Raw genomic sequence first — 26,421 nt, 5'->3', positions numbered from 1 at the left:
GCGCCATGACCAAAACCGTGATCTACGAAGTGGAAGTGATGTTCGGCGACTGCGACCCCGCCGGCATCGTGTTCTTTCCGAACTTCTCCCGATGGATGGACGCGTCCTCGCTGAACTTCTTCGTGAAGTGCGGCGTGCCGCCCTGGCGCGAACTGGTGAAGACGCGCGGCATCGTGGGCACGCCGCTGCTGGAAATCCACACCAAGTTCGTGCGCCCCGCCACCTATGGCGAGCGCATCCAGATTCACACCAGCGTGACCGAATGGCGCGAGAAGGTGTTCATGCACCGGCATGTGGTCAAGCGCGGCGACGACCTGCTGTGCGAAGGCACCGAGACGCGCGCCTTCGTGATCCACCCGCCCGAGGCACCCGATCGCATCAAAGCCATTCCCGTGCCCGAGGACATCAAGGCCCTCTGCTCCTGAACCCTTTCCCGACCCCGTTCCCCCAACCACCCCCAGAAGGAGACATTCCATGAAAGTTGCAAAGACCCTGGTGGCCATCGCCATCACGGCCCTGACCGGCACCGCCGCCCTGGCCGACATCAACATCGGCGTGAGCCTCGCGCTCACCGGACCGGGCTCCGGCCTGGGCATCCCGATGCAGAACCAGTTCAAGCTGTTCCCCAAGACCATCGCCGGCGAAAAGGTCAACCTCATCATCCTGGACGACGCCACCGACCCCGGCAAGGGCGCGGCCAACGCGCGGCGCTTCGTGACCGAGGACAAGGTCGACATGATCATCGGCTCCTGCATCACGGCCGTGGCCGCCGCCATGAGCGACATCGCCACCGAGGCCGGCACGGTGCAGCTCACCGGCTCGCCCGTGGGCCTGCCGCCCGGCAAGGACAAGTGGGTGTTCCGCCTGCCGCAATCCAACACGGTGATGGGCCACGCCGTGGTCGAACACATGAAGAAGCAGGGCATCAAGACCCTCGGCTTCCTCGGCTACACCGACGCCTACGGCGAGCAGTGGCTGAAGGAAAGCGCGCCGATCCTGGAGAAGGCCGGCATCAAGGTGATCGCCACCGAGCGCTTCGCGCGCACCGACACCAGCGTCACGCCGCAGGCGCTCAAGATCACCGCCGCCAACCCCGACGCGGTGCTCATCGTGGCCTCGGGCTCGGGCGCGGCCATGCCGCACATGGCCATGATCGACCGCGGCTACAAGGGCAAGATCTACCAGACCCACGCCGCGGCCACGCAGGACCTGATGCGCGTGGGCGGCAAGGCGGTCGAGGGTGCCTTCGTGGTGTCCGGCCCGGCCGTGATCGCCGAGCAGTTGCCCGACAGCCACCCCTCCAAGGCGGTCGCCATCGACTTCGTGCAGAAGTACGAGAAGGCCGTCGGCGCCGGCCTGCGCAACCAGTTCGCCGGCCACGCCTACGACGCGCAGATCGTGCTGGAGAAGGTCGTGCCCATGGCGCTGAAGAAGGCCAAGCCCGGCACGCCCGAATTCCGGGCCGCGCTGCGCGACAGCATGGAGACCATGGGCCGCACCATCTTCTCGCACGGCGTGATGAACTGGACGCCCGCCGACCACTGGGGCTTCACGAACGAAACCGGCGTGATGCTCAAGGTCGTCGACGGGAAGTTCAAGGTGGAGTGATTCGGAGCACCTCCCTGCGCCGCTGACGCGGCTTCCCCTCTCTCTGGCGCGCCTTCGGCGCTGGGAGGGGGGACGGCATCTCGGGCCGGCGGAGCCGGACCCTTGATGCCCTTGGAGTTCAGGCACTTCGCGCCGGTGAGGTCTGCGCTTTTCTCCCTCTCCCCTCTGGGGAGAGGGTTGGGGTGAGGGGCAGGCGCAACGGGGTCTTTTTCTGGCAGGTCTCGTGCGTCGCCGTTCGGGTTTTTTCCGCCCATTCTTTTCTCGTTAGGCTTTTATGGATTTCTCCATTGCCAGCATTCTGTTGCTCGACGGCCTGACCAACGGCGCGGTGTACGCGCTGCTGGGCCTGGCCACGGTGCTGGTGTTCACCGTCACCCGCATCATCTTCATTCCACAGGGCGAGTTCGTCGCGTATGGCGCGCTCACGCTGGCCATCTTCCAGACCGGCAAGGTCCCCGGCACCGTGTGGTTGCTGTTGCTGCTGGCGGGCCTCGCGGCCCTGATGGAGCTGGCCGAGCGCTGGCGGCATCAACGCAACGCCCTGACGGCCGTCAAAGCCGCCGCGCGCACCCTGGCCCTGCCGCTGCTGGTCTCGGCCGTGGCCATCTGGGCGGCGCCGCGGCAGTTTCCGCTCGCGGTTCAGGCCGCGCTCAGTGTGGCTGTCGTCACCGTCTATGGCCCGCTGGTCTACCGCGTGGCCTACCAGGCACTGGAGAGCGCGACGCCACTGGTGCTGCTGATCGTCTCGGTGGGCGTGCACTTCGCCCTGACCGGCCTGGGCCTGGTGTTCTTCGGCGCCGAAGGTTTCCGCAACCCCGCGTTCTGGGACGAGCGGTACACCATCGGTCCGGTCATGCTCTCGGGCCAGGCCATCATCACCGGCGCGGCCACGCTGGCGCTCATCGTGCTGCTGTGGCTGTACTTCGAGCGCTCGCTGCGCGGCAAGGCGCTGCGCGCCACCGCCGTCAACCGGACTGGCGCGCGCCTCATGGGCATTTCCTCGCAGGCCTCCGGCCAGCTCACCATGACCATGGCCGCCTTCATCGGCGCGCTCTCGGGTCTGCTGATCGGCCCCACCACCACGGTGTTCTACGACTCGGGGTTCCTGATCGGCCTCAAGGGCTTCGTCGCCGCCGTCGCCGCCGGTCTCGCCAGCTATCCCGGCGCGCTCATTGCCGCGCTGTTCGTCGGCGTGATCGAGGCCTTCGGCTCGTTCTGGGCCAGCGCCTTCAAGGAAGTGATCGTGTTCACCCTGATCCTGCCCGTCCTTCTCTTCCGCTCGCTGCGCAGCAAGCATTCCGACGAGGACCACTGACATGCCGAAGATGCAAAACATCGGCCTGCTGATCCTGGCCCTTGCCATCCCGCTGGTGGCGGTGCTGCCCCTGCCCGACTTCTGGATCGCGCAGCTCAACTACATCGGCATGTACAGCATGACGGTGCTGGGGCTGGTGCTGCTCACCGGCGTGGGTGGCCTGACCTCTTTCGGCCAGGCCGCGTTCGTGGGCATTGGCGCCTACACCACGGCCTGGCTCACGCTCAATCTCGGCCTGTCGCCGTGGGTCACGCTGTTCATCGGCCTGGGCCTCACGGCCGGCAGCGCGCTGCTGGTGGGCCTGATCACGCTGCGCATGTCGGGCCACTACCTGCCGCTGGCCACCATCGCCTGGGGGCTGTCGCTCTACTACCTGATGGGCAACCTGGACGCGCTGGGCAAGTACGACGGCCTGCTGGGCATCCGGAGCCTGTCCATCGGCGGCTTCGACATCGGCCAGGGTCGCGCCTTTTTCGTGCTGACCTGGTTCATTCTGCTGGCCTTCGCCGCCGCGCTGCTGCACCTGCTGGACTCGCGCGCGGGCCGGGCCATCCGCTCGCTCAAGGGCGGATCGCAAATGGCCGAGGCCATGGGCATCAGCACCTTCCGCTACAAGGTCACCATCTTCGTGCTGGCGGCGCTGTTCGCCTCGGTCGCCGGCTGGCTGCTCGCGCACTTCCAGCGCACGGTCAACCCCTCGGCATTCGGGCTGAAGATGGGGATCGAGTACCTGTTCATGGCGGTCATCGGCGGCGTGGGCCATGTCTGGGGCGCCCTCGTCGGCGCGGGCCTGATCCGCGTGCTGGAGGACCAGCTGCAGGTGCTTCTGCCACGCCTCATCGGCACCAGTGGCAGCTACGAAGTGATCGTGTTCGGCATCGCGCTGGTGGTGGTGCTGAGGTACCTGCCCGACGGACTGTGGTCCCTGGTCGCGCGCTTCGTGCCGAAGCCGCCGCGCAAGGTCGACTGGCAGGACGCCGCCGCCCTGCCCGCGCGCGCGCGGCCCGCCACCGGCGCACAGGTGCTGGACGTGCGCCAGGCGCGCATGGAGTTCGGTGGCCTGGTCGCGGTGAACGACATCAGCTTCCAGGTCCATGCCGGCCAGATCGTCGGCCTGATCGGCCCCAACGGCGCGGGCAAGTCCACCACCTTCAACCTGGTCACCGGGGTGCTGCCCGCCACCCGCGGCGAGGTGCACTTCCAGGGCGGCAACGTCGTGGGCAAGCCCTCGCGCGAGATCGCGCGCCTGGGCATGGCGCGCACCTTCCAGCACGTGAAGATGATCCCGGACATGACGGTGCTGGAAAACGTGGCGCTGGGCGCGCACACGCGTGGGCGCAAGGGCGTGCTGCCGGCCATGCTGCGCGCCAACCGCGCGGAGGAACGGCAGTTGTTCCGCGAAGCGCAGCGCCAGCTGGAGCGCATCGGCATGGGCGCGTATCTGCACGAACAGGCCGGCAACCTGGCCATGGGTCCGCAACGCCTCATGGAGATTGCGCGCGCCCTCTGCGCCGACCCCACCCTCTTGCTGCTCGACGAACCCGCCGCCGGCCTGCGCCACCAGGAGAAGCAGGCCCTGGCCGGCGTGCTGCGCCAACTCAAGGGCGAGGGCATGAGCATCCTGCTGGTGGAGCACGACATGGACCTGGTGATGCAGATCTGCGACCACCTGGTGGTGATGGAATTCGGCACCCTGCTCACCCAGGGGCCGCCCGCGCAGGTGCAGCAGGACCCGAAGGTGCGCGCCGCCTACCTGGGAACGGAACACTGAATGAACACACCGATACTTCAAGTCAGGGGCCTGCGCGCCGGCTACGGCCGCGCCGAGGTGCTGCACGGCATCGACATCCAGGCCGCGCCCGGCGGCGTGATCACCGTCATCGGCCCCAACGGCGCGGGCAAGTCCACGCTGCTCAATACCTTGATGGGCATCCTGCCCGGCCAGGGCGTCATCGAGTTCCGGGGGCAAGACATCACCACCCTCACGCTCGAAGAGCGCGTGATGAACGGCATGGCGCTGGTGCCCGAGAAGCGCGAGCTGTTCGGCACCATGCCGGTGGAGGACAACCTGCTGCTCGGCGGCTTTCGCCAGATGCGCCTGGGCAACGCGAAATGGCGCAGCCGGCTCGACGACGTCTATGGCATCTTCCCGCGCCTGCAGGAGCGGCGCACGCAACTCGCCGGCACGCTCTCGGGCGGCGAGCGCCAGATGCTGGCCGTGGGCCGCGCCCTGATGTCCGCGCCCGACCTGCTCATGCTCGACGAGCCCAGCCTGGGTCTCGCGCCGCTGATCGTGCGCGAGATCTTCGCCATCATCGAACGCCTGCGCCAGACCGGCGTGACCATCGTGCTGGTGGAGCAGAACGCGCGCGCAGCGCTGCAGGTGGCCGACCACGGCTACGTGCTGGAAATGGGCGAACTCAGCGCCCAGGGGCCGGCCAGTGAACTCGCCAGCGACCCGCGCGTGATCGAGACCTACCTCGGCACCGCGCGTCAGAGCGCCTGATCGATTGTTTGTTCCCGTCCACAACAGCCAAACAGGAGACACACCATGAAGACCCCCGCACCCGTTCTGCGCGCGTCGTTGCCCGTCGCGCTCGGCCTGGCACTGACCGCCTGCGCCACCGCCCCCGGCTCGTCACCGCCAGCCGCCCTCAAGCCCGCCACGGGCGCGAGCCTGCGCCAGTGCGAGACGCTGCCGGCGCAGTTCCGCTTCGCACAGACGGCCATCGACTCCGCGGCACCAGTGGCCGCGGGCGGCCTCATGCAGACCGGCCAGCCGGTGGCGGCGCATTGCCTCGTCAAGGGCCAGATGCACAAGCGCAAGGGCAGCGACGGCCGCGACTACGCCATCGGCTTCGAGATGCGACTGCCGCAGGCCTGGAACGGCCGCTTCTACTACCAGGGCAACGGCGGCCTGGACGGCGCCGTGCGCCCGGCCGAAGGTGCGCTGGGCGGTGGCCCGCTCACCGGCGCACTGGCCCAGGGTTTCGCCGTCATCAGTTCCGACGCCGGCCACACCGGCGCACAGACCACCGTCTTCGGCCTGGAGCCGCAGGCCCGGCTGGACTATGGCTACCAGGCGGTGGCCAAGCTCACGCCCATGGCCAAGGCCCTGATCGCCAGTGCGTATGGCAAGGCGCCCGACCGCTCCTACATCGGCGGCTGCTCCAATGGCGGGCGCCACGCCATGGTGGCGGCCGCGCGGCTGGGTGAACAGTACGACGGCTACCTGATCGGCGCACCCGGCTACCGCCTGCCCAACGCGGCGCTGGCGCAGCTGTGGGGCGCGCAGCGCTGGATGCCGCTGGCCACGCCCGGCGCCACGGTGAAGCACCCGCTGAACCCCAGCGCGAACATCCCCGACCTGGGCAGTGCCTTCAACGCGGCTGAGCGCCAGACCGTGGCACGCGCCATCCTCGAGCGCTGCGACGCGATCGACGGCCTGCGCGACGGCCAGGTGCAGGCCACACAGGCCTGCCAGGCCGCCTTCGACGTGGCGCGCGACGTGCCCACCTGCGGCGGCGCGCGCGACGGCACCTGCCTCACCCCCGCGCAGAAGACCACGCTGGCCCAGGTGCAGGCGGGCGGCAAGGTCACCAGCGGCCAGTCCATCTACAGCGCCTTCCCGTGGGACGCGGGCATCGCCGGCAGCAACTGGGCCACCTGGAAGTTCGTCAATTCGGTCGCGCTGGATCCGCTCTCGGTGGGCACCATCTTCACCGTGCCGCCCGCCGCGCCGGTGAACCCCGCCAGCGTCAGCATCGACGCCTTGCTCCCGGCCATTTCCGCCACCAACGACACCTTCCGCGAATCAGGCCTCTCGCTCATGAGCCCGCCCGGCCACGACAAGCCCGGCAGCCTGCTGCCGCTGCGCGCGCGCGGCGCCAAGATGGTGCTGTACCACGGCGTGAGCGACGCGATCTTCTCCGCCGAGGACACGCGCCAGTGGGTCGAGCGCGTCAACCAGCCCGACTTCGCGCGCTACTTCCCGGTGCCCGGCATGAACCACTGCAGTGGCGGCCCCGCCACCGACCAGTTCGACCTGCTCACACCGCTGGTGAAGTGGGTCGAGCAGGGCATGGCCCCGCAGGCCGTGACGGCGAGCGCGCGCGGCGCGGGCAACCCGGGTGGCGCCAACGCCGAGTTGCCGGCCGACTGGGCCGCCAACCGCACCCGCCCTCTGTGCGCCTACCCCAGCGTGGCGCGCTACAACGGCAGCGGCCCGGTCGATGCCGCCGCCAGCTTCAGCTGCCGCTGACCTGGGCCGACACCGCCGATGAACGCCTACCTGCCCCAGCCCGAGCGCCACGCCCACATCCTGTTCGGCGTGCTGCGCGCGCACAAGCGCGTGGCCGAACTGCCTGCGCTGGCCGAGCACGCCGACACCGATCTGCTCGGCCAGGTGATCGAGGAGGCGGGCAGGTTCGTCGGCGAGGTGGTCGCGCCACTCAACCGCGAGGGCGACGAAACCGGTGCGCAATGGAAGGATGGCGCGGTCACCACGCCGCGTGGCTTTCGCGAGGCCTACCAGGCGTTCTGGCAGGCGGGCTGGCCCTCGCTGGCCTGCGCGCCCGAAGACGGGGGGCAAGGCCTGCCCACCGCCCTGGAGGCGGTGCTGTATGAAATGCTCAGCGCCGCCAACCACGGCTGGACCATGGCGCCCGGCCTGCTGCACGGTGCGTACGAATGCATCCGCCACCACGGCAGCGACGCCCTGAAGGCGCGCTACCTGGAAAAACTGGCCACCGGCGAATGGCTCGCCACCATGTGCCTGACCGAGCCGCACGCCGGCAGCGACCTGGGCCTGGTGCGCACCAAAGCGCTGCCGCTGCCCGACGGTCGTTTTTCACTCAGCGGCACCAAGATCTTCATCTCCGGTGGCGAACACGACCTGAGCGACAACATCGTGCATCTGGTGCTCGCGCGCCTGCCCGATGCACCGCCCGGGCCCAGGGGGCTGTCGCTTTTTCTGGTGCCGAAGTTTGAAGCGGATGGCTCGCGCAGCGCGGTCCACTGCGAGCGCATCGAGGAAAAGATGGGCCTGCACGGCAGCCCCACCTGCGTGATGCGTTTCGACGATGCCGCCGCCGACATCGTGGGCGAACCCGGCAAGGGGCTCAACGCCATGTTCGTGATGATGAACGCCGCGCGCCTGCACGTGGGCCTGCAGGGCATCGGCCTGCTCGACGCCGCGTGGCAGAAGGCGAATGCCTACGCGCAGGATCGCCGCCAGATGCGCGCGCCGGGCAGCAGCAGCCGGGCGGGCGAAGCGGACCTGATCGCCCTGCACCCCGCGATGCAACGCATCCTGCACACCCAGCGCGCCTGGATCGACGCCGGGCGCGTGCTCGCCTACCGCACCGCGCTCGAACTCGACACCCAGAAGCACCACCCCGAAGCCGCGCGCCGCGAGGCCGCCGCGCGCTGGTGCGGGCTCGTCACGCCGGTGCTCAAGGCCGCCTGGACGGAGCAGGCCTTCAGCGGCGCGAGCGCCTGCCTCCAGGTCTTCGGTGGCCACGGCTACGTGCGCGAATGGGGCGTCGAGCAACACGTGCGCGACGCGCGCGTGGCCATGATCTACGAGGGCACGAACGAGATCCAGGCGATCGACCTGCTGCTGCGCAAGACCCTGCCCGATGGGGGTGCCGCGCTGCAGACACTGCTGAGCGAACTCGGCGCCGATCTGGCCGCCGTGCCGGGCGCCGGACGCGCGCGCGCCGCGATCGTGCGCACGCAAACCTTCCTGCGCGACACGCTGCTGCCGCAGGCCACGGCCCAGGGCATCCCGCCCGAGCGCCCGTTCTGGCTGGCCGACGACTTCCTGCGCGCCACCGCACTGCTGCTCATGGCCTGGGCCTGGTCGCGCATCGCGGCCGCACCCGGCGGCGACGCCGCGGCCGAGGCCGCCTTCTGGCGCTGGGTCTGGCCCGAGTTCGACATGCGCATGGCCATGATGGCCGACTCCCTGGCAACGGCCTGAACCGCCAAGCTATGCTCTGACCATGCCCGACACCTCGACCCACAACGCCCTGCGCCGCCCCCGCGCGGCCCGCAAAACCCCGCGCGTGGACCCGTTCGACGGCGCCGAAGGCAGTGGCACGGCCACGCCCAGCGCACCCGAGGTGGACACGCAGTACCTCGAAACGCTGCTGGGCTACAACGCCCGGCGCGCGGCGCTGTCGGTGATCACGGTGTTCCTGCGACGCATGGAACCCTTCGGCCTGCGTCCGGTGGACTTCTCGGTGCTTTCGGTGATCGCCCACAACCCGGGCGTGACCTCGCGCCAGATCTGCGCGGCGCTCGACATCCTGCCGCCCAACCTGGTGGGCCTGGTCAAGAGCCTGCACAAGCGCGGTCTGATCCTGCGCAAGACGCATCCGACCGACCGGCGCGCGCAGGGCCTGCACCTCTCGGCCGCAGGCCAGCGCCTGTACCGCGAGGCCCAGGCCACCGCCACGATGCTCGAACACGAGGTCTCCGGCCGGCTCTCGCCCGAGGAGCTGCAAACCCTCATCGGGTTGCTGCGCAAGGTCTACCGGGCGTAGGCGCCCAACGCCTGTGCGGCAATCGGGGTAAATCCGTAGCCTTGGCCTTTGCGCCACATTGCTGCAGCGCACGCAGCTAGCAAACTGGTAGCGCACACCATTCCTGCCTATAGTGGAAATGCCCGGAACAGGGCCGCCCCAGGAGACAGCGCATGAGTGCCAAGGACCAAGCCGCCGTGATGCAGCTCTTCGACCTGCTGGAATCGCGCTACGCACTGCGCGTGATCTGGGCCCTGAGCGACGGCCACCCCCAGACCTTTCGCCTGCTGCAGGACAGCGTGGGCGGCGTGACACCCAATACCCTCAACACCCGCATCAAGGAACTGCGCGCGGCCCGCCTGGTGGACCACGGCGGCCAGGGCTACCGGCTGACGACCCAGGGCGCCGAGCTGGCGCGCCGCCTGGCCGAAGTGCAGCAGTTCGCGGGCAAGTGGTCGCACCAGCAGGCACGCACGACCACCACCCAGCCGAACGCGCACACCGCCGGGACTTAGAATCACCCCTCGGGGCCGACCCGCCCCGCTCCGGGCCGATCGTTGCTGTCGGCACCGGCACCGCCCCGGTGGCCATTCGCCACCCACCCCCTTGAATCCGCCGCCACAGGCCCCACCTGTCGCGCACGGCCCCTGCTGGCCCCTGTTTTCACGCACTTCACATACCCATGAGCCAGACGCCTGACCAGAACAAGCCTTCCGACCCGAACATGCCCGCCAGCCCGGAGGAAACCCTGGCGGCCGAAGCGGCCAACGAAGCCGACGCCATGGCGGCCCTGACCCAGGAAGTCGCCACGCTCAAGGCGCAAAACACCGATCTGGCCGACCAGTTCCTGCGCGCCAAGGCCGAGGCGGAAAACGCCCGACGCCGGGCGGAGGAAGAGGTCAGCAAGGCGCGCAAGTTCGCGGTGGAGAGCTTTGCCGACAGCCTGCTGGCCGTGGCCGACAGCCTCGAAGCCGGCCTGGCCATCCAGGAAGCCACCCGCGAACAGCTGCGCGAAGGCTCGGAGGCCACGCTCAAGCAGCTCAAGAGCGCGCTGGAGCGCCACAAGGTGCTGGAGATCAGCCCGGCCCCGACCACGAAGTTCGACCCCCACCAGCACCAGGCCATCAGCATGGTGCCGGCCGACCAGGAGGCCAACACCGTGGTGACCGTGCTGCAAAAGGGCTACCTCATTGCCGACCGCGTGCTGCGCCCGGCCCTGGTGACGGTGGCGGCGCCGAAATGACGCCCTCGCGGCCTTGAAATACCCACGGGTTATCCACACCTTCCCCACATCGTTTTTCACATCTTCATCTTTCGCATCGGAGCAACAACATGGGACGAATCATCGGCATTGACCTGGGCACCACCAACTCGTGCGTGTCCATCATGGAAGGCAACACCACCAAGGTGATCGAGAACGCCGAGGGCGCGCGCACCACGCCGTCCATCGTGGCCTACCAGGAAGACGGCGAAGTGCTCGTGGGCGCCTCGGCCAAGCGCCAGGCCGTGACCAACCCCAAGAACACTCTGTACGCGATCAAGCGCCTGATCGGCCGCAAGTTCACCGAGAAGGAAGTGCAGAAGGACATCGACCTCATGCCCTACTCCATCGTGGCCGCCGACAACGGCGACGCCTGGGTGGAAGTGCGCGGCAAGAAGATCTCGGCCCAGCAGGTCAGCGCCGACATCCTGCGCAAGATGAAGAAGACCGCCGAGGACTACCTGGGCGAGCCGGTGACGGAAGCCGTGATCACGGTGCCCGCGTACTTCAACGACGCCCAGCGCCAGGCCACGAAAGACGCCGGGCGCATCGCCGGCCTGGATGTCAAGCGCATCATCAACGAGCCCACCGCCGCGGCCCTGGCCTTCGGCCTGGACAAGCAGGAAAAAGGCGACCGCAAGATCGCCGTCTATGACCTCGGCGGCGGCACCTTCGACGTGTCCATCATCGAGATCGCCGACGTCGACGGCGAGAAGCAGTTCGAGGTGCTCTCCACCAACGGCGACACCTTCCTGGGTGGCGAGGACTTCGACCAGCGCATCATCGACTACATCATTGGCGAGTTCAAGAAGGACCAAGGCGTCGACCTGAGCAAGGACGTGCTGGCTCTGCAGCGCCTCAAGGAAGCCGCCGAGAAAGCCAAGATCGAGCTCTCCAGCTCGGCCGCGACCGACCTGAACCTGCCCTACATCACGGCCGACGCCTCGGGCCCGAAGCACCTGAACATCAAGCTCACGCGCGCCAAGCTCGAAGCCCTGGTGGAAGAGCTGATCGAGCGCACCATCGCGCCCTGCCGCACGGCCATCAAGGACGCCGGCATCAGCGCGTCCGACATCCATGACGTGATCCTGGTCGGCGGCATGACCCGCATGCCCAAGGTGCAGGAGAAGGTCAAGGAGTTCTTCGGCAAGGAGCCGCGCAAGGACGTCAACCCCGACGAGGCCGTGGCCGTGGGCGCCGCCATCCAGGGCCAGGTGCTCTCGGGAGACCGCAAGGACGTGCTGCTGCTCGACGTGACCCCGCTGAGCCTGGGCATCGAGACCATGGGTGGCGTCATGACCAAGATGATCGCCAAGAACACCACGATCCCGACCAAGTTCGCGCAGACCTTCTCGACCGCCGAGGACAACCAGCCGGCCGTGACCATCAAGGTGTTCCAGGGCGAGCGCGAGATCGCCTCGGGCAACAAGCTGCTGGGCGAGTTCAACCTGGAAGGCATCCCGAGCGCACCGCGTGGCATGCCGCAAATCGAAGTGTCGTTCGACATCGACGCCAACGGCATCCTGCACGTGGGCGCCAAGGACAAGGGCACCGGCAAGGAAAACAAGATCACCATCAAGGCGAACTCGGGCCTGTCCGAGGAAGAAATCCAGCAGATGGTGAAGGACGCCGAGCTCAACGCCGCGGACGACAAGAAGAAGGTCGAACTCGTGCAGGCGCGCAACCAGGCCGAGGCCATGGTGCACAGCGTGAAGAAGTCGCTGGGCGAGCACGGCGACAAGCTGGAGGCCGGCGAGAAGGAAGCGATCGAGGCCGCGATCAAGGACGTGGAAGAAGCCGCCAAGGGCGAGGACAAGGCCGAGATCGAGGCCAAGACCGAAGCCCTTATGGCTGCGAGCCAGAAGCTGGGCGAGAAGGTCTACGCCGCGTCCCAGGCCGAGGCGGCGGCCGCTGCCGGTGGCGAGGAAGCGGCCGCGCAACCGGGCAGCAGCAAGGCGGCCGACGACGACGTGGTCGACGCCGAAGTGAAGGAAGTCAAGAAGTCCTGACCGACCGAAGTTTTTCGATCATCCGCCGCGCCGGGGCAACCTGACGCGGCGTTCGTGTTCAAACACAAGCCCGAAAAAACATGGCCAAACGCGATTTTTACGAAGTGCTGGGCGTGCCCAAGAACGCCTCGGACGACGAGATCAAGAAGGCGTATCGCAAGCTGGCGATGAAGCACCACCCGGACCGCAACCAGGGTGATGCGGCCAAGACGGCCGAAGAAAAGTTCAAGGAGGCCAAGGAGGCCTACGAGATGCTGTCGGACCCGCAGAAGAAGGCGGCCTACGACCAGTACGGCCACGCCGGCGTGGACCCGAACATGCGTGGCGGCCCCGCGGGTGCCGATGGCTTCGGCGGCTTTTCCGAGTCCTTCGGCGACATCTTCGGCGACATCTTCGGTGGCGCACGCGGCCAGCGCGGCGGGCGCCAGGTCTACCGGGGCGCCGACCTTTCCTACGCCATGGAAATCTCGCTGGAGGAAGCCGCGGCCGGCAAGGAAACGCAGATTCGCATCCCTTCCTGGGACAACTGCGACACCTGCTCCGGCACCGGCGCCAAACCCGGCACCAGCGTGAAGACCTGCCCCACCTGCCACGGCCAGGGCGCGGTGCAGATGCGCCAGGGCTTCTTCAGCGTGCAGCAGACCTGCCCGCAATGCCATGGCAGCGGCAAGATCATCCCCGAGCCCTGCACCACCTGCCACGGCCAGGGCAAGATCAAGAAACAGAAGACGCTGGAGATCAAGATCCCCGCCGGCATCGACGACGGCCAGCGCATCCGCAGCACCGGCAACGGCGAACCCGGCCAGAACGGCGGGCCTTCGGGCGACCTCTACATCGAGGTGCGGCTGCGCAAGCACGACATCTTCGAGCGCGAGGGCGACGACCTGCACTGCCAGGTGCCCGTGAGCATGACGATCGCCGCGCTCGGCGGCGAGATCGACGTGCCCACCCTGCAGGGCAAGGCCACCATCGACCTGCCCGAAGGCACCCAAAGCGGCAAGACCTTCCGCCTGCGCGGCAAGGGCGTCAAGGGCGTGCGCAGCAGCTACCCCGGCGACCTGTACTGCCACGTCGCGGTGGAAACCCCGATCAAGCTCACCGAGCACCAGCGCAAGCTGCTCAAGGAGCTGGACGAGTCGTTCAAGAAGGGTGGACACAAGCACAGCCCGAACGACAAGGGCTGGTTCGAGAAAGCGAAGTCGTTCTTCAGCTGATCGCGCAGCCGCGCATGATCAGAAAAGGGGCACAGGGCAACCGGTGCCCCTTTTTCATTTGCAGGTCAGTGGACCGCGCGGGTTCAGGCCACCCTCTTTGCCGACAGCAGCGGCAACAGAGCGTCTGCGACGTCCTGGTATTCCTGGCCGCCACGGCGCTTGAGCGTCTGCAGCTCCTGCACGAGCCGCTGCGCCGCGCTGCCGTACTCCTGCGCCTTGATCGCCTCGATGTCGGCCTGCAACGCCTTCAGCCTGTCCACCGCGTCCCGCGTCCTGCGGTCGGTGGGCTGGGCCTGCTCGGCGATGCCGATCAGCGCTTCGGTGAGCATGCCCAGCTGCTTGCCGTAGGAGGCCCGCTCCGTGACCCGGGCCTCGATGCCGGCGTTGCCAGCCTCCTCAGGAATGTGCTGCGCGAACCAGGCCGACCGGGGTTCGATGTGCTGCGACACCGCGCCGCTCCAGGGGAAATGAATCTGAGGTGCCCAGAACCAGAACCAGGGGTACATGCCAGCTCCCGATGTCAACGAAGGTCCCTGCAATTTAACGCCCGACGGGTGCGGGCGCCAGCGCCGCGGTGAACGGGCGCGGTGGCGGGCATGGGACGGGAGGTGGAGCGTGCGCCGGGCATGGAGGTGGCTACAGGCGCGACTCGTGCAGTGTGTCGGGCGCGCGCGGGTCCAGCTGCAGCACCGCTTGCGAGCTGCTGGCCATCGGCACGTAGTGCTCCTTGGCGCCGCGCTCGCCGCGGTTCATCGGCCGCAGGCGGATGAAATACCACGCCAGCATCGACAGGGCAAACAACATGGCCACGAAATACAGCAGGAAGCTGCCCGGACCGAGCGCGTCCATCGCGGCCCCGGCCACCGTGGGACCCACCGTCGCGCCCACGCCGTGCAGCAACAGCAGGCCACCGGTGACCTGCAGCACGCGGTCGCGCTCGATCAGGTCGTTCACGTGCGCCACCGACAGGCCGTAGATGGTGAACACCAGGCCCCCGAAGGCCGCGCCGATGGCCACCAGCCACAGGGCGTCGTCCAGCGCAAACAGGTAGGCCAGTGTGGCCACCACCGACGCCAGCAGGCAGACCGTGAGCAGCACCACGCGGTGGTCGTAGCGGTCCGAGAGGTAGCCCACAGGCCATTGAAACAAGGCGCCACCCAGGATGGTGATGGCCATGAAGCTGGCACTGCCCGCCTCGCTCATGCCCACCCGCTGGCCGAACACATGGCCCAGGCTGTAGAGCGCGCCGCTGACCAGCCCCGAGCCCACCGCCCCCACCACGCCGATGGGCGAGATGCGGAACAGCTCGCGCAGCCCCAGGCGCGGCGCATGGGTGGGCGGCGGCTCGTCCACTCGCGTGAGCGTGATGGGCAACAGCGCGAACGAGAACAGGATCGAGGCCAGCGCAAACGGCACGAAGCCGCGCGGATCACCCACCAGCAGCAGCCACTGGCCCAGCGCCAGTGCGGCCTGCGACACCAGCATGTACAGGGCGAACACCCGCCCGCGCTGCCCGCTCGGCGCGAGCACGTTGAGCCAGCTTTCCACCGCGATGTACAGGCCCACCAGGCACAGCCCGTTGACAAAACGCAGCACCCCCCAGGCCCAGGGATTGAGCCAGAGCGCATGCAGGATAGGCAGCGTGGAGGCCACTGACGCCATCGCGGCGAACGTCCGGATCGGACCGACGTGACGGATGATGCCCGGGCAGGCGTAGGTGCCGTAGACAAAGCCGGCGAAGTAGGCCGACATGATCAGCCCGGTGACCAGGACCGAGAAATTGGCCGACGCCGCCTGCACACCGATCACGGAAAACATCAGGCCCGTGCCCAGCACGAGGAGGCCCACGCCACCCAGCAGCGCGGTGAGGGGAAGTGCAATGGATTTCATGGGCGCGGACCCAGCATACATCGCGTCGCGCTCGCGGCCATGCGGTGACATGGCGCGCCCCTCCAGCGCGCACAGGTGCCGCGTAAGATCGCCCGCATGAGCGTTCGCATCCGATTTCTCGGCGGGGCCGGCACCGTCACCGGCTCCAAATACCTCGTGGAACACGAAGACCAGAGCCTGCTGGTCGACTGCGGGCTGTTCCAGGGCTACAAGCAGCTGCGCCTGCGCAACCGCGACCCGCTGCCGGTGCTGCCCAACCGCATCGGCGCGGTGTTGCTCACCCACGCCCACCTGGACCACAGCGGCTACCTGCCATTGCTGGCGCGCGAGGGCTTTCACGGCAAGGTCTGGGCCACGCCGGCCACGCGCGACCTGGCGGCCATCCTGCTGCCCGACAGCGGTCACATCCAGGAAGAGGACGCGGCCTTCGCCAACCGCAAGGGTTTCTCGAAACACGCGCCCGCGCTGCCGCTCTACACCGAAAGCGATGCGCTCCAAAGCCTCAAGCTGCTGCGCACGGTGCCCATGCAGCAGGCCTTCGAGCCGCTGCGCGGCTGGACCGCGCGCTTCTCGGGTGCGGGGCACATCCTGGGTGCGGCCAGCGTGCTGCTGGAAGTGGGCGGGCGGCGCATCCTGTTCTCGGGCGACCTCGGCCGTCCGGACGATGCCCTCATGCTCGCCCCGGAGCCGCCGCCCGCGGCCGACGTGGTGGTCTGCGAATCCACCTACGGCGACCGCGAGCACCCGGAAGAAGACGTGCTCGCCGAACTGGGCCCGGCGCTGCAGCGCGTGGCCGCGCGCGGTGGCACGGCGGTGGTGCCGGTGTTCGCGGTCGGCCGCGCGCAGGCCCTGCTGCATGCCATCGCGCAGCTCAAGGCCTCGGGCAGCCTGCCGCACGGCCTGCCGGTTTACCTCGACAGTCCCATGGCCATCCACAGCACCGCGCTGTTTGCGCGCCATCTGGGCGAGCACCGGCTGAGCGCCGCGCAATGCCGCGACATGGCGCAGGTCGCGCGCATGACGCGCAGCGTGGACGAGTCCAAGGCCATCGCGCGCCAGCACGGCCCCAAGGTGATCCTGGCCGCCAGCGGCATGGCCACTGGCGGGCGCGTGCTGCACCACCTGGCGCAATACCTCGGCGACCACCGCAACATGGTCGTGCTCACCGGCTACCAGGCCCCCGGCACACGCGGCGCCACGCTGGCGCGCGGCGGCACGCAACTGCGCATCCACGGGCAGGACTGGCCGGTGCGCGCCGAGGTCGTGCAACTGACCTCGGCCTCGGCCCATGCCGACGCCAGCCAGCTTCTGGGCTGGCTGCGCTCACTGCCCCGGGCGCCGCGGCGCGTGTTCGTCACCCATGGCGACATGGAGGCCTCCGACGCGCTGCGCCGCCGCATCGAGACCGAACTGCGCTGGCAGGCCCTGGTGCCGGAGCACGGCAGCACCAGGGCCGCTTGAACATCTGCACACACAACCGACTGAACGTCTCATGCGCTCCCGACTCCGAGTCGGGAGGCGACGCGACCCATCCGATGCTCCCCTCCCCGACCACCCGACCCCGATGACCTCGTTGCGCTCCCCCCTGCTCCTGTCCGCCGTCCTGCTCGCGTGCGCGCCCGTCTGGGCCCAGGCGCCGGCCGCCGACCGCGGGTTCGACACCTGCCTGAACAGCTTGCGCGCGCCCGCCAGCGCGGCGGGCGTGCGCGACGCCGCCTTCACGCAGTTCACCCAGGGCCTGGTGCCCGACATGACGGTGATCGACAAGCTCAACTACCAGCCCGAATTCCGCACCGCGATCTGGGACTACCTCGCCGGTCTGGTGGACGGGCAGCGCGTCGACGAAGGCCTGGCCATGCTGAAGCAGCACGCCGACACCCTGGCGCGCGTGCAGGCGCGTTACGGTGTGGACCCGGCCACGGTGGTCGCGGTCTGGGGGGTGGAGAGCAACTACGGCCAGACCTTCGGCACCTCGCCGCTGGTGCAGTCGCTGGGCACGCTCTCTTGCTACGGGCGGCGCCAGGGCTATTTCCGCACCGAGCTGTTCGCGGCGCTGCGCATCCTGCAGGCCGGGCACATCGCGCCCGAGCGGCTTGTGGGCTCATGGGCCGGCGCGTTCGGGCACACGCAGTTCATGCCCAGCACCTTCGAGCGCCTCGCGGTGGACTTCGACGGCGATGGCCGCGCCGACCTGATGGACAGCGCGCCGGATGCGCTGGCGTCCACCGCCAATTACCTGGCCCGGGCCGGCTGGCAGAGCGACCAGCCCTGGGGCTTCGAGGTGAAGCTGCCGCGCGGCTTCAACACCAGCAACGAAGGACGGCGCACCAAGCGCACCATGGGCGACTGGGCCGCGCGCGGCGTCACCCGCGTTGACGGCTCGCCCCTGCCCACCAGCGTGGGCGCGGCCGGCCTGCTCACGCCAGCCGGCGCAACCGGCCCGGCCTTCCTGGTGCTGCGCAACTTCGACGCCATCTACAGCTACAACGCCTCCGAAAGCTACGGCCTGGCCATCGCGCACCTGTCGGACCGTCTGCGCGGCGGCGGCCCCTTCGTCACGCCCTGGCCCACCGACGACCCGGGCCTCTCGCGCGCCGAACGCCGCGAGCTGCAGACGCTGCTGATCCTGCGCGGCCACGACATCGGCGAGGTCGACGGCATGCTGGGCGAGCGCAGCCGCGTGGCCATCCGCGCCGAGCAGCAACGCCTGGGGCACGAGGCCAGCGGGCGCGGCGGACAGAAGCTGCTGAAAGCGCTGCGGGGCGGCTGAGGATCAGCCGTGCGCCGCCAGCGCGCGCGACACCCGATCCCCCGCCGCACGCAGCCGCTCGATGAGGGCCGGTGGCCCCAAAGGCTCGAACTCCACATCCAGCGACATCAACCAGTACACCAGCCAGTCGAGCTGGTGCGCCGGGCAGCGCATCAGGCAGCGCGTGTCGTCGATGGCTTCCAGCAGCGCCGCCGCGGGCGGAATGCGCGGTGCCATGACCGCCACAGGCTGGTGCAGCACCACCCTCGCCTCTTCGCCCTGGATGTCCACCGCGATCGCGCCCGCCACGTAGGCGCGCAGGTCGCCGCCGCCGGGCCCGGGGCGTGGCGCGAAGTGCGCGCCGTTGACCGGTTCGCCCTCCACGCGGTCGATGCGGAAGCTGCGCCAGTCGTTGCGCGCCGGGTCCCAGGCCACGAGGTACCAGCGGCTGCCGGTGTGCACCAGGCCCTGTGGCTCTACCGTGCGCGTGCTGCTGCGGCCTTTGCCGTCGCGGTAGGCAAACCCCACCCGCAGCTGGTCGCGGCAGGCGGTGGCCAGCGTGGCCAGCACGCCCGCGTCGATGGTCGGTCCCATGCGCTGCATGGGCAGGATGGCCGAGCGCAGCGCGGCGGTGCGGCGGCGCAGGCGTGCGGGCATCACCTGCTCCAGCTTCACCAGCGCGCGCAGCGAGCCTTCCTCCACACCGCTCACGGTGCCTGCCGCGGCGACCTGCAGGGCGATGGCCACGGCCAGCGCCTCGTCGTCGTCCAGCAATAGCGGCGGCAGCGCCTGCCCGGCGCGAAAGGCATATCCACCGGCCACGCCACTGCTGGCGTGAATGGGGTAGCCGAGCTGGCGCAGCCGGTCGATGTCGCGGCGCAGGGTGCGCGGGTGCACCTCCAGCCGGTCGGCCAGTTCGGGGCCTGCCCAGTGGCTGCGGGTCTGCAGCAGGGAGAGCACACGCAGCAGTCGGGTCGACGATGAGAGCATGGTCACATGCTACCTCTTGTCGAGGGTCATAACTGTCCGCAATGTCCACGACATTGCGGGCACGGGTTCGGCGCGGTGCCGGACCGGTTTTCAAACCTTGAAGGAGCCCAACATGTCCAAGATCGTTCTCTACTGGCACCCCATGTCCAGCGCCACCCCGGTCGCCTGCGCCCTCGCCGAACTCGGCGTGCCGCACGAGCGCGTCAAGGTCGACATCACCACCGGCGAGCAGCGCCGCCCGGACTTCCTGGCCCTCAACCCCAACGGCAAGGTGCCCACCCTGACGGTGGACGGCGCGCCGATGTTCGAGGCGCTGGCCATCGAACTCTGGCTGGGCCACACCTTTGGCGTGAAGAGCGGCCTGTGGCCGGCCGGCGGCACGCGGGAACACCTGCAGGCGATGTCCTGGTGCACCTGGTCCTACGTCACCTACGGCGCGCAGCTGGTGCGCCTGCAGGCCGCGCGCGACCTGGGCACGCCCGACGACGCCCATGGGCGCGCAGCGCACAAGGGGCTGGACGAACTCCTGGCCCTGCTTGACGCGCGCCTGGCGGCACAGCCCTGGATGCTGGGTGCCGACTATTCGCTGGTCGACCTCTGCGTGGGCTCCGTCATCGGCTACAGCGCCTACATCGGCGCGCCGGTGGCGTCCCACCCACACGTGCAGGCCTGGCTGCAGAAGGTGCAGGCGCGCCCGGCGATGCAGATCGAGGCCTGAAGCACACGCCCGTCGCCGTGCGGTGGCGAGCGGGCTTGCGCGCTCGGGCGCCATGCGTGGTACCGTGTCCCACACCCTCCACGAAAGCACCCATGCCAGGCTACCAGGTCCGGACCGAGACATTGCAACTCGGCGGCGAAGACTGGCACATCCGCCGCCTCAGCGACGACCAGCAATACACCGACACCGACCGCAGCGCCGCCGACATCGGCCTGCCGCCGGCGGGCTGGTCGCATTTTGGTCAGGTCTGGCCCTCATCGCGCGTGCTGGCGCTGGCCATGCTCACCCACCCCGTCGCGGGCCTGCGCGTGCTGGAAATCGGCGCGGGCCTGGCGCTGGCCAGCCTGGTGATGCACCGGCGCGGCGCGGACGTGACCGTGAGCGACTGGCATCCACTGACCGAGGAATTCCTGCGCCACAACCTCGCGCTCAACGGCCTGGGGCCCCTGCCCTACCAGACCGGCAACTGGGAGAGCACCGCCGCCACCGACAACCCGGCGCTGGGCCGCTTCGACCTGATCGTGGGCAGCGACCTGCTGTACGAACGCCAGCAGCCGGCGCAGCTCGCGGCCTTCATCTTTCGCCATGCCGCGCCTGCGGCGGTGGTCGTCATCGTCGACCCGGACCGGGGCAACCGCAGTGCCTTCGGGCGGGACATGGCCGCGCTGGGCTTCACGCTGACCATGCTCTCGGCCGCGCGCACGCTGGAAGATGGCGCGGCCTACAAGGGCCGCTTCCTGACCTTCACGCGTTGAGCGAGGCTCAGTGCGCGCCGCCGGCGTCCACCGCCGCGCCGTGCACCGGCTTCGAGAACCAGATCAGCGCCACCAGCACGAAGAACAGCGCGGCCGAAAGGTAGAACAGGTCGGTCACGGCCATCGTGAAGGCCTGCTGGTTGATCAGGCGGTCGATCGTGGCCAGCGCCTGTTCGCGGTTCATGCCGCTGCCCATGAGCTGATCCAGCATGGCCATGGCGGTGGCGTTGCCGGTGTGGATGGATTCCACCAGCTGCGCGTGGTGCAGCGACGCCCGGCTCTCCCACAGCGTGGTGAACAGCGAGGTCCCCACCGCGCCGGCCGTGATGCGCACGAAATTGGACAGGCCCGCGGCCGACGGCGTCTGGTGCGGCTGCAGGCCGGAGAACACGATGGCCTGCAAGGGAATGAAGAAGAAGGCCATGGCCGCGCCCTGCAGCAGTGTCGGGATCAGGATGGTCATGAAGTCGGCCTGGGTGTTGAAGTGCGAGCGCATCCACAGCACCGCACCGAAGCCGACAAACGCCACGGTGGCGAGCGTGCGCGGATCGATGCGGCTGACGTTCTTGCCCACCCAGGGCGAGAGCACGATGGCCAGCAGGCCCACGGGCGCGGTGGCCAGGCCCGCCCAGGTCGCCGTGTAGCCCATGTGCTGCTGCAGCCACAACGGCAGCAGCACCACGTTGCCGAAGAACAGCCCATACGCAATGGACAGCGCCAGCGTGCCGGTGACGAAGTTGCGCCGCGCAAACAGGCGCACCTCCACGATCGGGTGCTTGTCGGTCAGCTCCCATGCCAGGAAGAACAGGAAGCTCACCACCGCCACCACCGCGAGCAGCAGGATCTCGCCCGATTCAAACCAGTCGAGCTCCTTGCCCATGTCGATCATGATCTGCATCGCGCCGACGAACAGCACCAGCAGCACCAGGCCGATCACGTCCAGCGGCACGCGGCGCGGGCCGGGGTCGCGGCTGCGGTAGATCGACCAGGTCAGCGCCGCCGCGAACAGGCCGACCGGGATGTTGATGTAGAAGATCCACGGCCACGAGATGTTGTCCGTGATCCAGCCGCCCAGCAGCGGCCCGGCCACGGGCGCCACCAGCACCGTCATGCCCCACATGGCCATGGCGGTGCCCGCCAGCGCGCGCGGGTAGCTCGCCAGCAGCAGGGTCTGCGAGAGCGGGATCATCGGCCCGGCCACCAGGCCCTGCAGCACGCGAAAGGCGATCAGCGTGCCGATGTTGGGCGCCAGGCCGCACAGCCACGAGGCCAGCACGAACAGCAGCACGCTCATGGTGAACAGGCGCACCTGCCCGAAGCGCTGCGTGAGCCAGCCGGTCAGCGGCACCGAGATCGCGTTGGCCACCGCGAACGAGGTGATGACCCAGGTGCCCTGCGCGGGGCTCACGCCCATGTCACCGGCAATGGCCGGTATCGAGACGTTGGCGATCGACGTGTCGAGCACGTTCATGAACGTGGCCAGCGACAGGGCGATCGTGCCCAGCACCAGCTGCCCGCCCTTGAGCGGTTCAAACGCCACGGGCGCTGCCGCCGGTGGCGGTGGTGATGATGCGGCTGGCGGTTCAGCGGCCTGTGGCGTGGTCGCGGCGATGCTGCTCATGCGAGGTCTCTGCCCGGGCTCAACGTGCCAGGGCCACGGCCGGCGCGGCGGTGGTGCTCGGGGTGGCGGCCGGCGGCGCCGGCTTCACGTGTCTTGTCGCCGCGGTGCGCGGGCCACCGCCATGCTGGGCGATGAGTTGTCGCACGCGCGCGTCGGCCTCGCGGTTGTCCTGCTCGAACACCGCCGTCTGCACCGCCACCGGTGTGGCGCCTGCGTCGGCAAGCATGCGGCCATTGGTCTGACTCACGTCCACGCGCGCTTCCATCGACAGGCCCAGGCGCAGCGGGTGGTCCGCCAACTCCTTAGCGTCCAGGCGCACGCGCACCGGCACGCGCTGCACCACCTTGATCCAGTTGCCGGTGGCGTTCTGCGCCGGCAGCAGCGCAAAGGCCGCGCCCGTGCCCGCGCCCAAGCCTTCGATGCGGCCGTGGTAGACCACGTTCTTGCCGTAGACGTCGGCGGTGAGCTCCACCGGCTGGTCGATGCGAAGGTTCTTCAACTGGCTTTCCTTGAAATTGGCCTCCACCCAGACCTGGTCGAGCGCGATCACCGACATCAGCGGCGCCCCGGCCTGCAGGCGCTGGCCCAGCTGCACGTTGCGCCGAGCCACATAGCCGCCCACTGGCGCCTGCAGCTCGACGCGCTGGAGTGCCACATAGGCCTCCCGCACGCGCGCAGAGGCGCGCAGCACATTGGGGTGCTGCTCCACCGAGATGCCTTCGGTGAGCGACTGGCTCGACGCGAGTTGCTCGCGCGCCGCGGCCACGGCCGCGCGCGCGGCTTCGGCGTTGCTGCGGGCGGCGGCCAGCTGGGCCGTGGCGTGCTTGAACTCTTCCTGGCCCACGGCACCACTGGCCACCAGGGGCTGGCGGCGCGCCACGTCGTCCTGCAGGCGCTGCAGGTCGCTCTGCGCGCGCGCGAGATCGGCCTCGCGCAGGGCGATCTGCGCGCTCTGCGTGCGGTTGTTGGCGTACAGCGTGCGCACCTCACGCACGGTCTGCGCCAGCTGCGCCTCGGCCTGCTCGAGCGCGATTCGCGCGTCGGTCGGATCCAGTCGCACCAACCACTGACCGGCCTGCACGTGGTCGTTGTCGTTGGCGTTGATCGCCACCACGGTGCCGGCCTGCTGCGGCGTGATCTGCACCACGTTGCCCTGCACGTAGGCGTTGTCGGTGGTCTCGAAGTGGTTGAGCACCAGGGCCCAGTAAGCGCCGTAGCCGATGCCGGCCACGAGCACGGCGGCGGCCACGCCGGTCAGGGCTTTCCTGCGCGCGGGGTTGCCGGGGGTTGGAGGGGTGTCGGGAGAAGTCGTCATGCAAAGCTCCGGTGAGCTGGAAGATGGTTTGAAGGTGTTTCAGCGGTTGTCGTCGGACACGAAACCGCCGCCCAGGGCGCGCACCAGCGCCACCTGGGTCGACAGCGCGCGGGCCTGCAGGTCCACGCTCTGGCGCCGCTGGCTGAGCACCGAGGTTTCGGCCGTGAGCACCGTGAGATAGCCGCTCAGGCCCGCGCGGTAGCGCTGGGTCGCGATGTCGTAGGCCGCTTCTGCAGCGTCGCGCGCCTGCGCCTGCTGCGCACGCTGGCGCTCGATCGACTGACGGGCGCTGAGCTGGTCAGCGGTCTCGCGCACGGCTTCGAGCACGGCACCGTTGTAGCTTTCCACGGCGGCGTCCAGATCGGCCGTCTTCACGCGAAGCTGTGCGCGCAGCCGGCCTGCGTCGAACACCGGCAGGTGGATCGCCGGCCCGATGCCGGCCTGTCGGCTGCCCGCCTCGACCAGGCGGTCCAGCCCGATGCTGGACAGGCCCACAAACGCGGTCAGGCTCACGTTCGGATAGAACTGCGCCCTGGCCGCACCCACACCCTGCGTGGCGGCCTCCATGCGCCAGCGCGCGGCGCTGATGTCGGCCCGGCGGCCCAGCAGGTCGGCCGGCAGCACCTCGGGCAGGGGCAGGGTCTTCAGGTGCCGCAGGTCGGGACGCAGCGCGTCGTAACTGTTGGGGGGCAACGCGGCCAGTGCGGCCAGCGCGTGCCGCGCCGCAGCGATCTGCTCGTCCAGTTGCTCGATCTGCACGCGCGCGTCGGGCAAGGCACCTTCGCCCTGCTTGAGTTCCACGCGCGTGTCCAGCCCGGCGTCCACCCGCTGGCGGATCAGGCCGAGCATCTGCTCGCGCTGCGCGAGTGCCTGCACCGCCAGTTCGCGCTGCGCCAGCAGGCGGGCGAGCTGCACGTACGTCTGCGCCACCTGGCTGGCCAGCAGATTGCGCGCGGCCTGCAGGTCGGCGGCGGCAGCGCGCTGCGCGCCCACCGCGGCTTCAATCGCGGCGCGATGCCGGCCAAAGAAATCGAATTCCCAGTTGCCGGCGAGCTGCGCGTTGGCCAGCGTCTGCGTGGAGCCGCCCAGCGGCGCCGGATAGATGCTGTTGGCGCTGAAGCGCTGGCGCGTGGCGTCGGCGCTGGCGCTGATCTGCGGGCCGCTGGCCGCTTCTTCGCCCGCCGTGGCCGCTTGCGCACGGCGCAGCCGGGCCTGCGCCGCCTTCAAGGAGGGCTGGGCCTGCAAGGCCTGATCGATCAGGGCCGAAAGCGGGTCATCACCCCAGCCGCGCCACCAGTCTTCGGGCAGCGGATCCGGCAGTGCGGCGCTGCCCACCGGCTGAGCCAGGCCAGCGGCCTGTGGCGTCAGAACGGCGGATTGCGCCTGGATGCCGGCGCTGCTCGCGCAGCCGGCGAGCAGCGCCGCCAGGGCCAGCGACAGCGCCGCGCCCAGATGGCTTGCGTCATGGGATTTCGCAATTGGTTGATAGGGCTTCATTTGCTTAGGCAAGTAATTGGGCAAAAAAAGAGAAGGCTGCGCGGACGCGACCGGCGTCAACCCGCCTCGCGCAAGGCGTCACCGTTGTCGACCATGCGGCCCAGCAAACCCAGCAGGGTGTTCCATTCGGCCTTGCTGAAACCCGCCAGGTGCAGGTTCATCACCTCGGCCAGCACCTCGGGCACGTGCTCCATCACGGCCTCTCCCTCCGGCGTGAGTTCGACCACCACCACGCGGCGGTCCTCGGTCGAGCGCACGCGCTTGCACAAGCCCTTCTTTTCCAGGCGGTCGAGCAGACGCGTCATCGCGCCGGCGTCGATCTGCGCCCAGCGCGCGAGCTCGGCCACGGTGGACTTGCCGCGCATGCGCAGGCTCATCAGGGGGCTCCATTGCGCGGTGGTGAGGTCGTGCAGGTCCAGGCGCTTGTCGGCCTGGTGGACGATGGACAGCATCACGCGCTTCAACAGGTACCCCACGCTCTGGTCGGGTTTGAAGTTGACGCCGTCGTAGAAATGGACGGGCTTGGGTGTGCGTGGCATGTCGCGCTTGGCTGGATCGGTGAAGGCCTGAATATACATGCCTAGGCAATATTTATCCAGGCAAGCGCATAAAACCGTCCAGCCCAAAAGGAAAAAGGCCCGCGATGCGGGCCTTTTGCACGGGGCTGGCCGCTGGGGCCAGCGGGCGATCAGCCGCCCTTCTTCGAGCGCTTGCCCGGGTTCTTCTTGCTGCGCGTGGCCACGCCGCGCTCCAGGCTCACGCGCTGGCCGCGGCCCGGGGTGGTCAGCGACACACCAGCGACGGGCGTAGGACGGGGAGTGGCTTTGCGGTCGGCTTCGGTGACGATTTTGTTGCCCATGGCTGGTTCCTGAGAGAGATTGCAAAGCTGCTATTAGGCCATAGACGAACGGCAGCGCATCACCCACGGCCCGGGCACGCCGCGCCGACCCGG

Annotated in this window: 24 protein-coding genes; 16 read left to right on the top strand and 8 right to left on the bottom strand. The window is 69.1% G+C overall.

Annotation, left to right across the window (positions count from 1 at the left end; all coding sequences use genetic code 11):
* Positions 1-5: 5 nt before the first annotated feature.
* The 12 genes from AB7P10_RS04200 to dnaJ all read left to right on the top strand — a co-directional run bounded on the left by AB7P10_RS04200 (position 6) and on the right by dnaJ (position 13,934).
* Positions 6-425: an acyl-CoA thioesterase gene (locus tag AB7P10_RS04200; protein WP_428292592.1), complete on the top strand. Its 420-nt coding sequence runs from the start codon at positions 6-8 to the stop codon at positions 423-425.
* A 49-nt stretch (positions 426-474) separates the two neighbouring features.
* Positions 475-1,608: an ABC transporter substrate-binding protein gene (locus AB7P10_RS04195; protein WP_428292591.1), complete on the top strand. Its 1,134-nt coding sequence runs from the start codon at positions 475-477 to the stop codon at positions 1,606-1,608.
* 274 nt (positions 1,609-1,882) lie between these two features.
* Entirely contained in the window at positions 1,883-2,923 is a 1,041-nt protein-coding gene (locus AB7P10_RS04190; protein ID WP_428292590.1) for a branched-chain amino acid ABC transporter permease, read from the top strand.
* Positions 2,924-2,933: 10 nt separating this feature from the next.
* Positions 2,934-4,694, top strand: a complete 1,761-nt coding sequence (locus AB7P10_RS04185; RefSeq protein ID WP_428292825.1) for an ABC transporter permease subunit — start codon at positions 2,934-2,936, stop codon at positions 4,692-4,694.
* Complete coding sequence (locus tag AB7P10_RS04180; RefSeq protein WP_428292589.1) at positions 4,695-5,429, top strand: ABC transporter ATP-binding protein; 735 nt, start codon at positions 4,695-4,697, stop codon at positions 5,427-5,429.
* Between the two features lie 45 nt (positions 5,430-5,474).
* The gene (locus AB7P10_RS04175) at positions 5,475-7,184 is read left to right on the top strand and encodes a tannase/feruloyl esterase family alpha/beta hydrolase (protein ID WP_428292588.1); all 1,710 of its coding nucleotides are present in this window, start codon (positions 5,475-5,477) and stop codon (positions 7,182-7,184) included.
* A gap of 18 nt (positions 7,185-7,202) precedes the next feature.
* Complete coding sequence (locus tag AB7P10_RS04170; protein WP_428292587.1) at positions 7,203-8,906, top strand: acyl-CoA dehydrogenase family protein; 1,704 nt, start codon at positions 7,203-7,205, stop codon at positions 8,904-8,906.
* Positions 8,907-8,928: 22 nt separating this feature from the next.
* Entirely contained in the window at positions 8,929-9,471 is a 543-nt protein-coding gene (locus AB7P10_RS04165) for a MarR family winged helix-turn-helix transcriptional regulator (RefSeq protein WP_428292586.1), read from the top strand.
* Positions 9,472-9,623: 152 nt separating this feature from the next.
* On the top strand, positions 9,624-9,965 hold the full coding sequence (locus tag AB7P10_RS04160; protein ID WP_428292585.1) for a winged helix-turn-helix transcriptional regulator: 342 nt from the start codon (positions 9,624-9,626) through the stop codon (positions 9,963-9,965).
* 167 nt (positions 9,966-10,132) lie between these two features.
* The gene (gene grpE / locus AB7P10_RS04155; protein WP_428292584.1) at positions 10,133-10,693 is read left to right on the top strand and encodes a nucleotide exchange factor GrpE; all 561 of its coding nucleotides are present in this window, start codon (positions 10,133-10,135) and stop codon (positions 10,691-10,693) included.
* An 89-nt stretch (positions 10,694-10,782) separates the two neighbouring features.
* Complete coding sequence (gene dnaK, locus AB7P10_RS04150; protein ID WP_428292583.1) at positions 10,783-12,720, top strand: molecular chaperone DnaK; 1,938 nt, start codon at positions 10,783-10,785, stop codon at positions 12,718-12,720.
* Between the two features lie 80 nt (positions 12,721-12,800).
* On the top strand, positions 12,801-13,934 hold the full coding sequence (dnaJ, locus tag AB7P10_RS04145; RefSeq protein WP_428292582.1) for a molecular chaperone DnaJ: 1,134 nt from the start codon (positions 12,801-12,803) through the stop codon (positions 13,932-13,934).
* A gap of 83 nt (positions 13,935-14,017) precedes the next feature.
* On the opposite strand, the gene AB7P10_RS04140 is transcribed toward dnaJ, so the two are convergent.
* Both AB7P10_RS04140 and AB7P10_RS04135 read right to left on the bottom strand, forming a co-directional pair.
* Positions 14,018-14,440, bottom strand: a complete 423-nt coding sequence (locus AB7P10_RS04140) for a hypothetical protein (protein ID WP_428292581.1) — start codon at positions 14,438-14,440, stop codon at positions 14,018-14,020.
* Between the two features lie 130 nt (positions 14,441-14,570).
* The gene (locus tag AB7P10_RS04135; RefSeq protein ID WP_428292580.1) at positions 14,571-15,824 is read right to left on the bottom strand and encodes an MFS transporter; all 1,254 of its coding nucleotides are present in this window, start codon (positions 15,822-15,824) and stop codon (positions 14,571-14,573) included.
* A gap of 96 nt (positions 15,825-15,920) precedes the next feature.
* On the opposite strand from AB7P10_RS04135, the gene AB7P10_RS04130 reads away from it, so the two are divergent.
* Positions 15,921-17,285: an MBL fold metallo-hydrolase gene (locus tag AB7P10_RS04130; RefSeq protein WP_428292579.1), complete on the top strand. Its 1,365-nt coding sequence runs from the start codon at positions 15,921-15,923 to the stop codon at positions 17,283-17,285.
* 103 nt (positions 17,286-17,388) lie between these two features.
* Complete coding sequence (locus tag AB7P10_RS04125; RefSeq protein WP_428292578.1) at positions 17,389-18,594, top strand: lytic murein transglycosylase; 1,206 nt, start codon at positions 17,389-17,391, stop codon at positions 18,592-18,594.
* Between the two features lie 3 nt (positions 18,595-18,597).
* Here the strand turns inward: AB7P10_RS04125 and AB7P10_RS04120 are convergent, their stop codons facing one another.
* Positions 18,598-19,563, bottom strand: a complete 966-nt coding sequence (locus tag AB7P10_RS04120; RefSeq protein WP_428292577.1) for a helix-turn-helix transcriptional regulator — start codon at positions 19,561-19,563, stop codon at positions 18,598-18,600.
* Between the two features lie 112 nt (positions 19,564-19,675).
* Here AB7P10_RS04120 and AB7P10_RS04115 point away from each other — a divergent pair, with 112 nt between their 5' ends.
* Together AB7P10_RS04115 and AB7P10_RS04110 are read left to right on the top strand one after the other, a co-directional pair.
* Complete coding sequence (locus AB7P10_RS04115) at positions 19,676-20,281, top strand: glutathione S-transferase family protein (RefSeq protein WP_428292576.1); 606 nt, start codon at positions 19,676-19,678, stop codon at positions 20,279-20,281.
* Positions 20,282-20,373: 92 nt separating this feature from the next.
* Entirely contained in the window at positions 20,374-21,036 is a 663-nt protein-coding gene (locus AB7P10_RS04110; RefSeq protein WP_428292575.1) for a class I SAM-dependent methyltransferase, read from the top strand.
* 7 nt (positions 21,037-21,043) lie between these two features.
* Here the strand turns inward: AB7P10_RS04110 and AB7P10_RS04105 are convergent, their stop codons facing one another.
* The 5 genes from AB7P10_RS04105 to AB7P10_RS04085 form a co-directional block, all read right to left on the bottom strand.
* A complete protein-coding gene (locus tag AB7P10_RS04105; protein WP_428292574.1) occupies positions 21,044-22,657 on the bottom strand; it encodes a DHA2 family efflux MFS transporter permease subunit in 1,614 nt (537 codons plus the stop codon).
* 19 nt (positions 22,658-22,676) lie between these two features.
* The gene (locus tag AB7P10_RS04100; RefSeq protein WP_428292573.1) at positions 22,677-23,972 is read right to left on the bottom strand and encodes an HlyD family efflux transporter periplasmic adaptor subunit; all 1,296 of its coding nucleotides are present in this window, start codon (positions 23,970-23,972) and stop codon (positions 22,677-22,679) included.
* A gap of 39 nt (positions 23,973-24,011) precedes the next feature.
* Entirely contained in the window at positions 24,012-25,469 is a 1,458-nt protein-coding gene (locus AB7P10_RS04095; protein ID WP_428292572.1) for an efflux transporter outer membrane subunit, read from the bottom strand.
* Positions 25,470-25,525: 56 nt separating this feature from the next.
* Positions 25,526-26,047: a MarR family winged helix-turn-helix transcriptional regulator gene (locus AB7P10_RS04090; RefSeq protein WP_428292571.1), complete on the bottom strand. Its 522-nt coding sequence runs from the start codon at positions 26,045-26,047 to the stop codon at positions 25,526-25,528.
* 110 nt (positions 26,048-26,157) lie between these two features.
* Entirely contained in the window at positions 26,158-26,328 is a 171-nt protein-coding gene (locus AB7P10_RS04085) for a hypothetical protein (RefSeq protein ID WP_169801527.1), read from the bottom strand.
* Positions 26,329-26,421: the final 93 nt, after the last annotated feature.

Source organism: Hydrogenophaga sp., from assembly GCF_050182545.1.
Taxonomy (GTDB): Bacteria; Pseudomonadota; Gammaproteobacteria; order Burkholderiales; family Burkholderiaceae_C; genus Hydrogenophaga.
This window is presented reverse-complemented; position numbering and strand designations above follow the sequence as displayed.

What these genes read in the sequence shown, in the direction of transcription:
- AB7P10_RS04125 (WP_428292578.1), top strand. Translation starts at nt 17,389, where the DNA reads ATGACCTCGTTGCGCTCCCCCCTGCTCCTGTCCGCCGTCCTGCTCGCG.
- AB7P10_RS04135 (WP_428292580.1), bottom strand. Translation starts at nt 15,824, where the DNA reads ATGAAATCCATTGCACTTCCCCTCACCGCGCTGCTGGGTGGCGTGGGC.
- dnaK (WP_428292583.1), top strand. Translation starts at nt 10,783, where the DNA reads ATGGGACGAATCATCGGCATTGACCTGGGCACCACCAACTCGTGCGTG.
- AB7P10_RS04120 (WP_428292577.1), bottom strand. Translation starts at nt 19,563, where the DNA reads ATGCTCTCATCGTCGACCCGACTGCTGCGTGTGCTCTCCCTGCTGCAG.
- AB7P10_RS04085 (WP_169801527.1), bottom strand. Translation starts at nt 26,328, where the DNA reads ATGGGCAACAAAATCGTCACCGAAGCCGACCGCAAAGCCACTCCCCGT.
- AB7P10_RS04200 (WP_428292592.1), top strand. Translation starts at nt 6, where the DNA reads ATGACCAAAACCGTGATCTACGAAGTGGAAGTGATGTTCGGCGACTGC.
- AB7P10_RS04175 (WP_428292588.1), top strand. Translation starts at nt 5,475, where the DNA reads ATGAAGACCCCCGCACCCGTTCTGCGCGCGTCGTTGCCCGTCGCGCTC.
- AB7P10_RS04180 (WP_428292589.1), top strand. Translation starts at nt 4,695, where the DNA reads ATGAACACACCGATACTTCAAGTCAGGGGCCTGCGCGCCGGCTACGGC.
- AB7P10_RS04195 (WP_428292591.1), top strand. Translation starts at nt 475, where the DNA reads ATGAAAGTTGCAAAGACCCTGGTGGCCATCGCCATCACGGCCCTGACC.
- AB7P10_RS04090 (WP_428292571.1), bottom strand. Translation starts at nt 26,047, where the DNA reads ATGTATATTCAGGCCTTCACCGATCCAGCCAAGCGCGACATGCCACGC.
- AB7P10_RS04170 (WP_428292587.1), top strand. Translation starts at nt 7,203, where the DNA reads ATGAACGCCTACCTGCCCCAGCCCGAGCGCCACGCCCACATCCTGTTC.
- AB7P10_RS04130 (WP_428292579.1), top strand. Translation starts at nt 15,921, where the DNA reads ATGAGCGTTCGCATCCGATTTCTCGGCGGGGCCGGCACCGTCACCGGC.
- AB7P10_RS04140 (WP_428292581.1), bottom strand. Translation starts at nt 14,440, where the DNA reads ATGTACCCCTGGTTCTGGTTCTGGGCACCTCAGATTCATTTCCCCTGG.
- AB7P10_RS04185 (WP_428292825.1), top strand. Translation starts at nt 2,934, where the DNA reads ATGCAAAACATCGGCCTGCTGATCCTGGCCCTTGCCATCCCGCTGGTG.
- AB7P10_RS04105 (WP_428292574.1), bottom strand. Translation starts at nt 22,657, where the DNA reads ATGAGCAGCATCGCCGCGACCACGCCACAGGCCGCTGAACCGCCAGCC.
- dnaJ (WP_428292582.1), top strand. Translation starts at nt 12,801, where the DNA reads ATGGCCAAACGCGATTTTTACGAAGTGCTGGGCGTGCCCAAGAACGCC.
- AB7P10_RS04165 (WP_428292586.1), top strand. Translation starts at nt 8,929, where the DNA reads ATGCCCGACACCTCGACCCACAACGCCCTGCGCCGCCCCCGCGCGGCC.
- AB7P10_RS04095 (WP_428292572.1), bottom strand. Translation starts at nt 25,469, where the DNA reads ATGAAGCCCTATCAACCAATTGCGAAATCCCATGACGCAAGCCATCTG.
- AB7P10_RS04160 (WP_428292585.1), top strand. Translation starts at nt 9,624, where the DNA reads ATGAGTGCCAAGGACCAAGCCGCCGTGATGCAGCTCTTCGACCTGCTG.
- grpE (WP_428292584.1), top strand. Translation starts at nt 10,133, where the DNA reads ATGAGCCAGACGCCTGACCAGAACAAGCCTTCCGACCCGAACATGCCC.
- AB7P10_RS04190 (WP_428292590.1), top strand. Translation starts at nt 1,883, where the DNA reads ATGGATTTCTCCATTGCCAGCATTCTGTTGCTCGACGGCCTGACCAAC.
- AB7P10_RS04110 (WP_428292575.1), top strand. Translation starts at nt 20,374, where the DNA reads ATGCCAGGCTACCAGGTCCGGACCGAGACATTGCAACTCGGCGGCGAA.
- AB7P10_RS04100 (WP_428292573.1), bottom strand. Translation starts at nt 23,972, where the DNA reads ATGACGACTTCTCCCGACACCCCTCCAACCCCCGGCAACCCCGCGCGC.
- AB7P10_RS04115 (WP_428292576.1), top strand. Translation starts at nt 19,676, where the DNA reads ATGTCCAAGATCGTTCTCTACTGGCACCCCATGTCCAGCGCCACCCCG.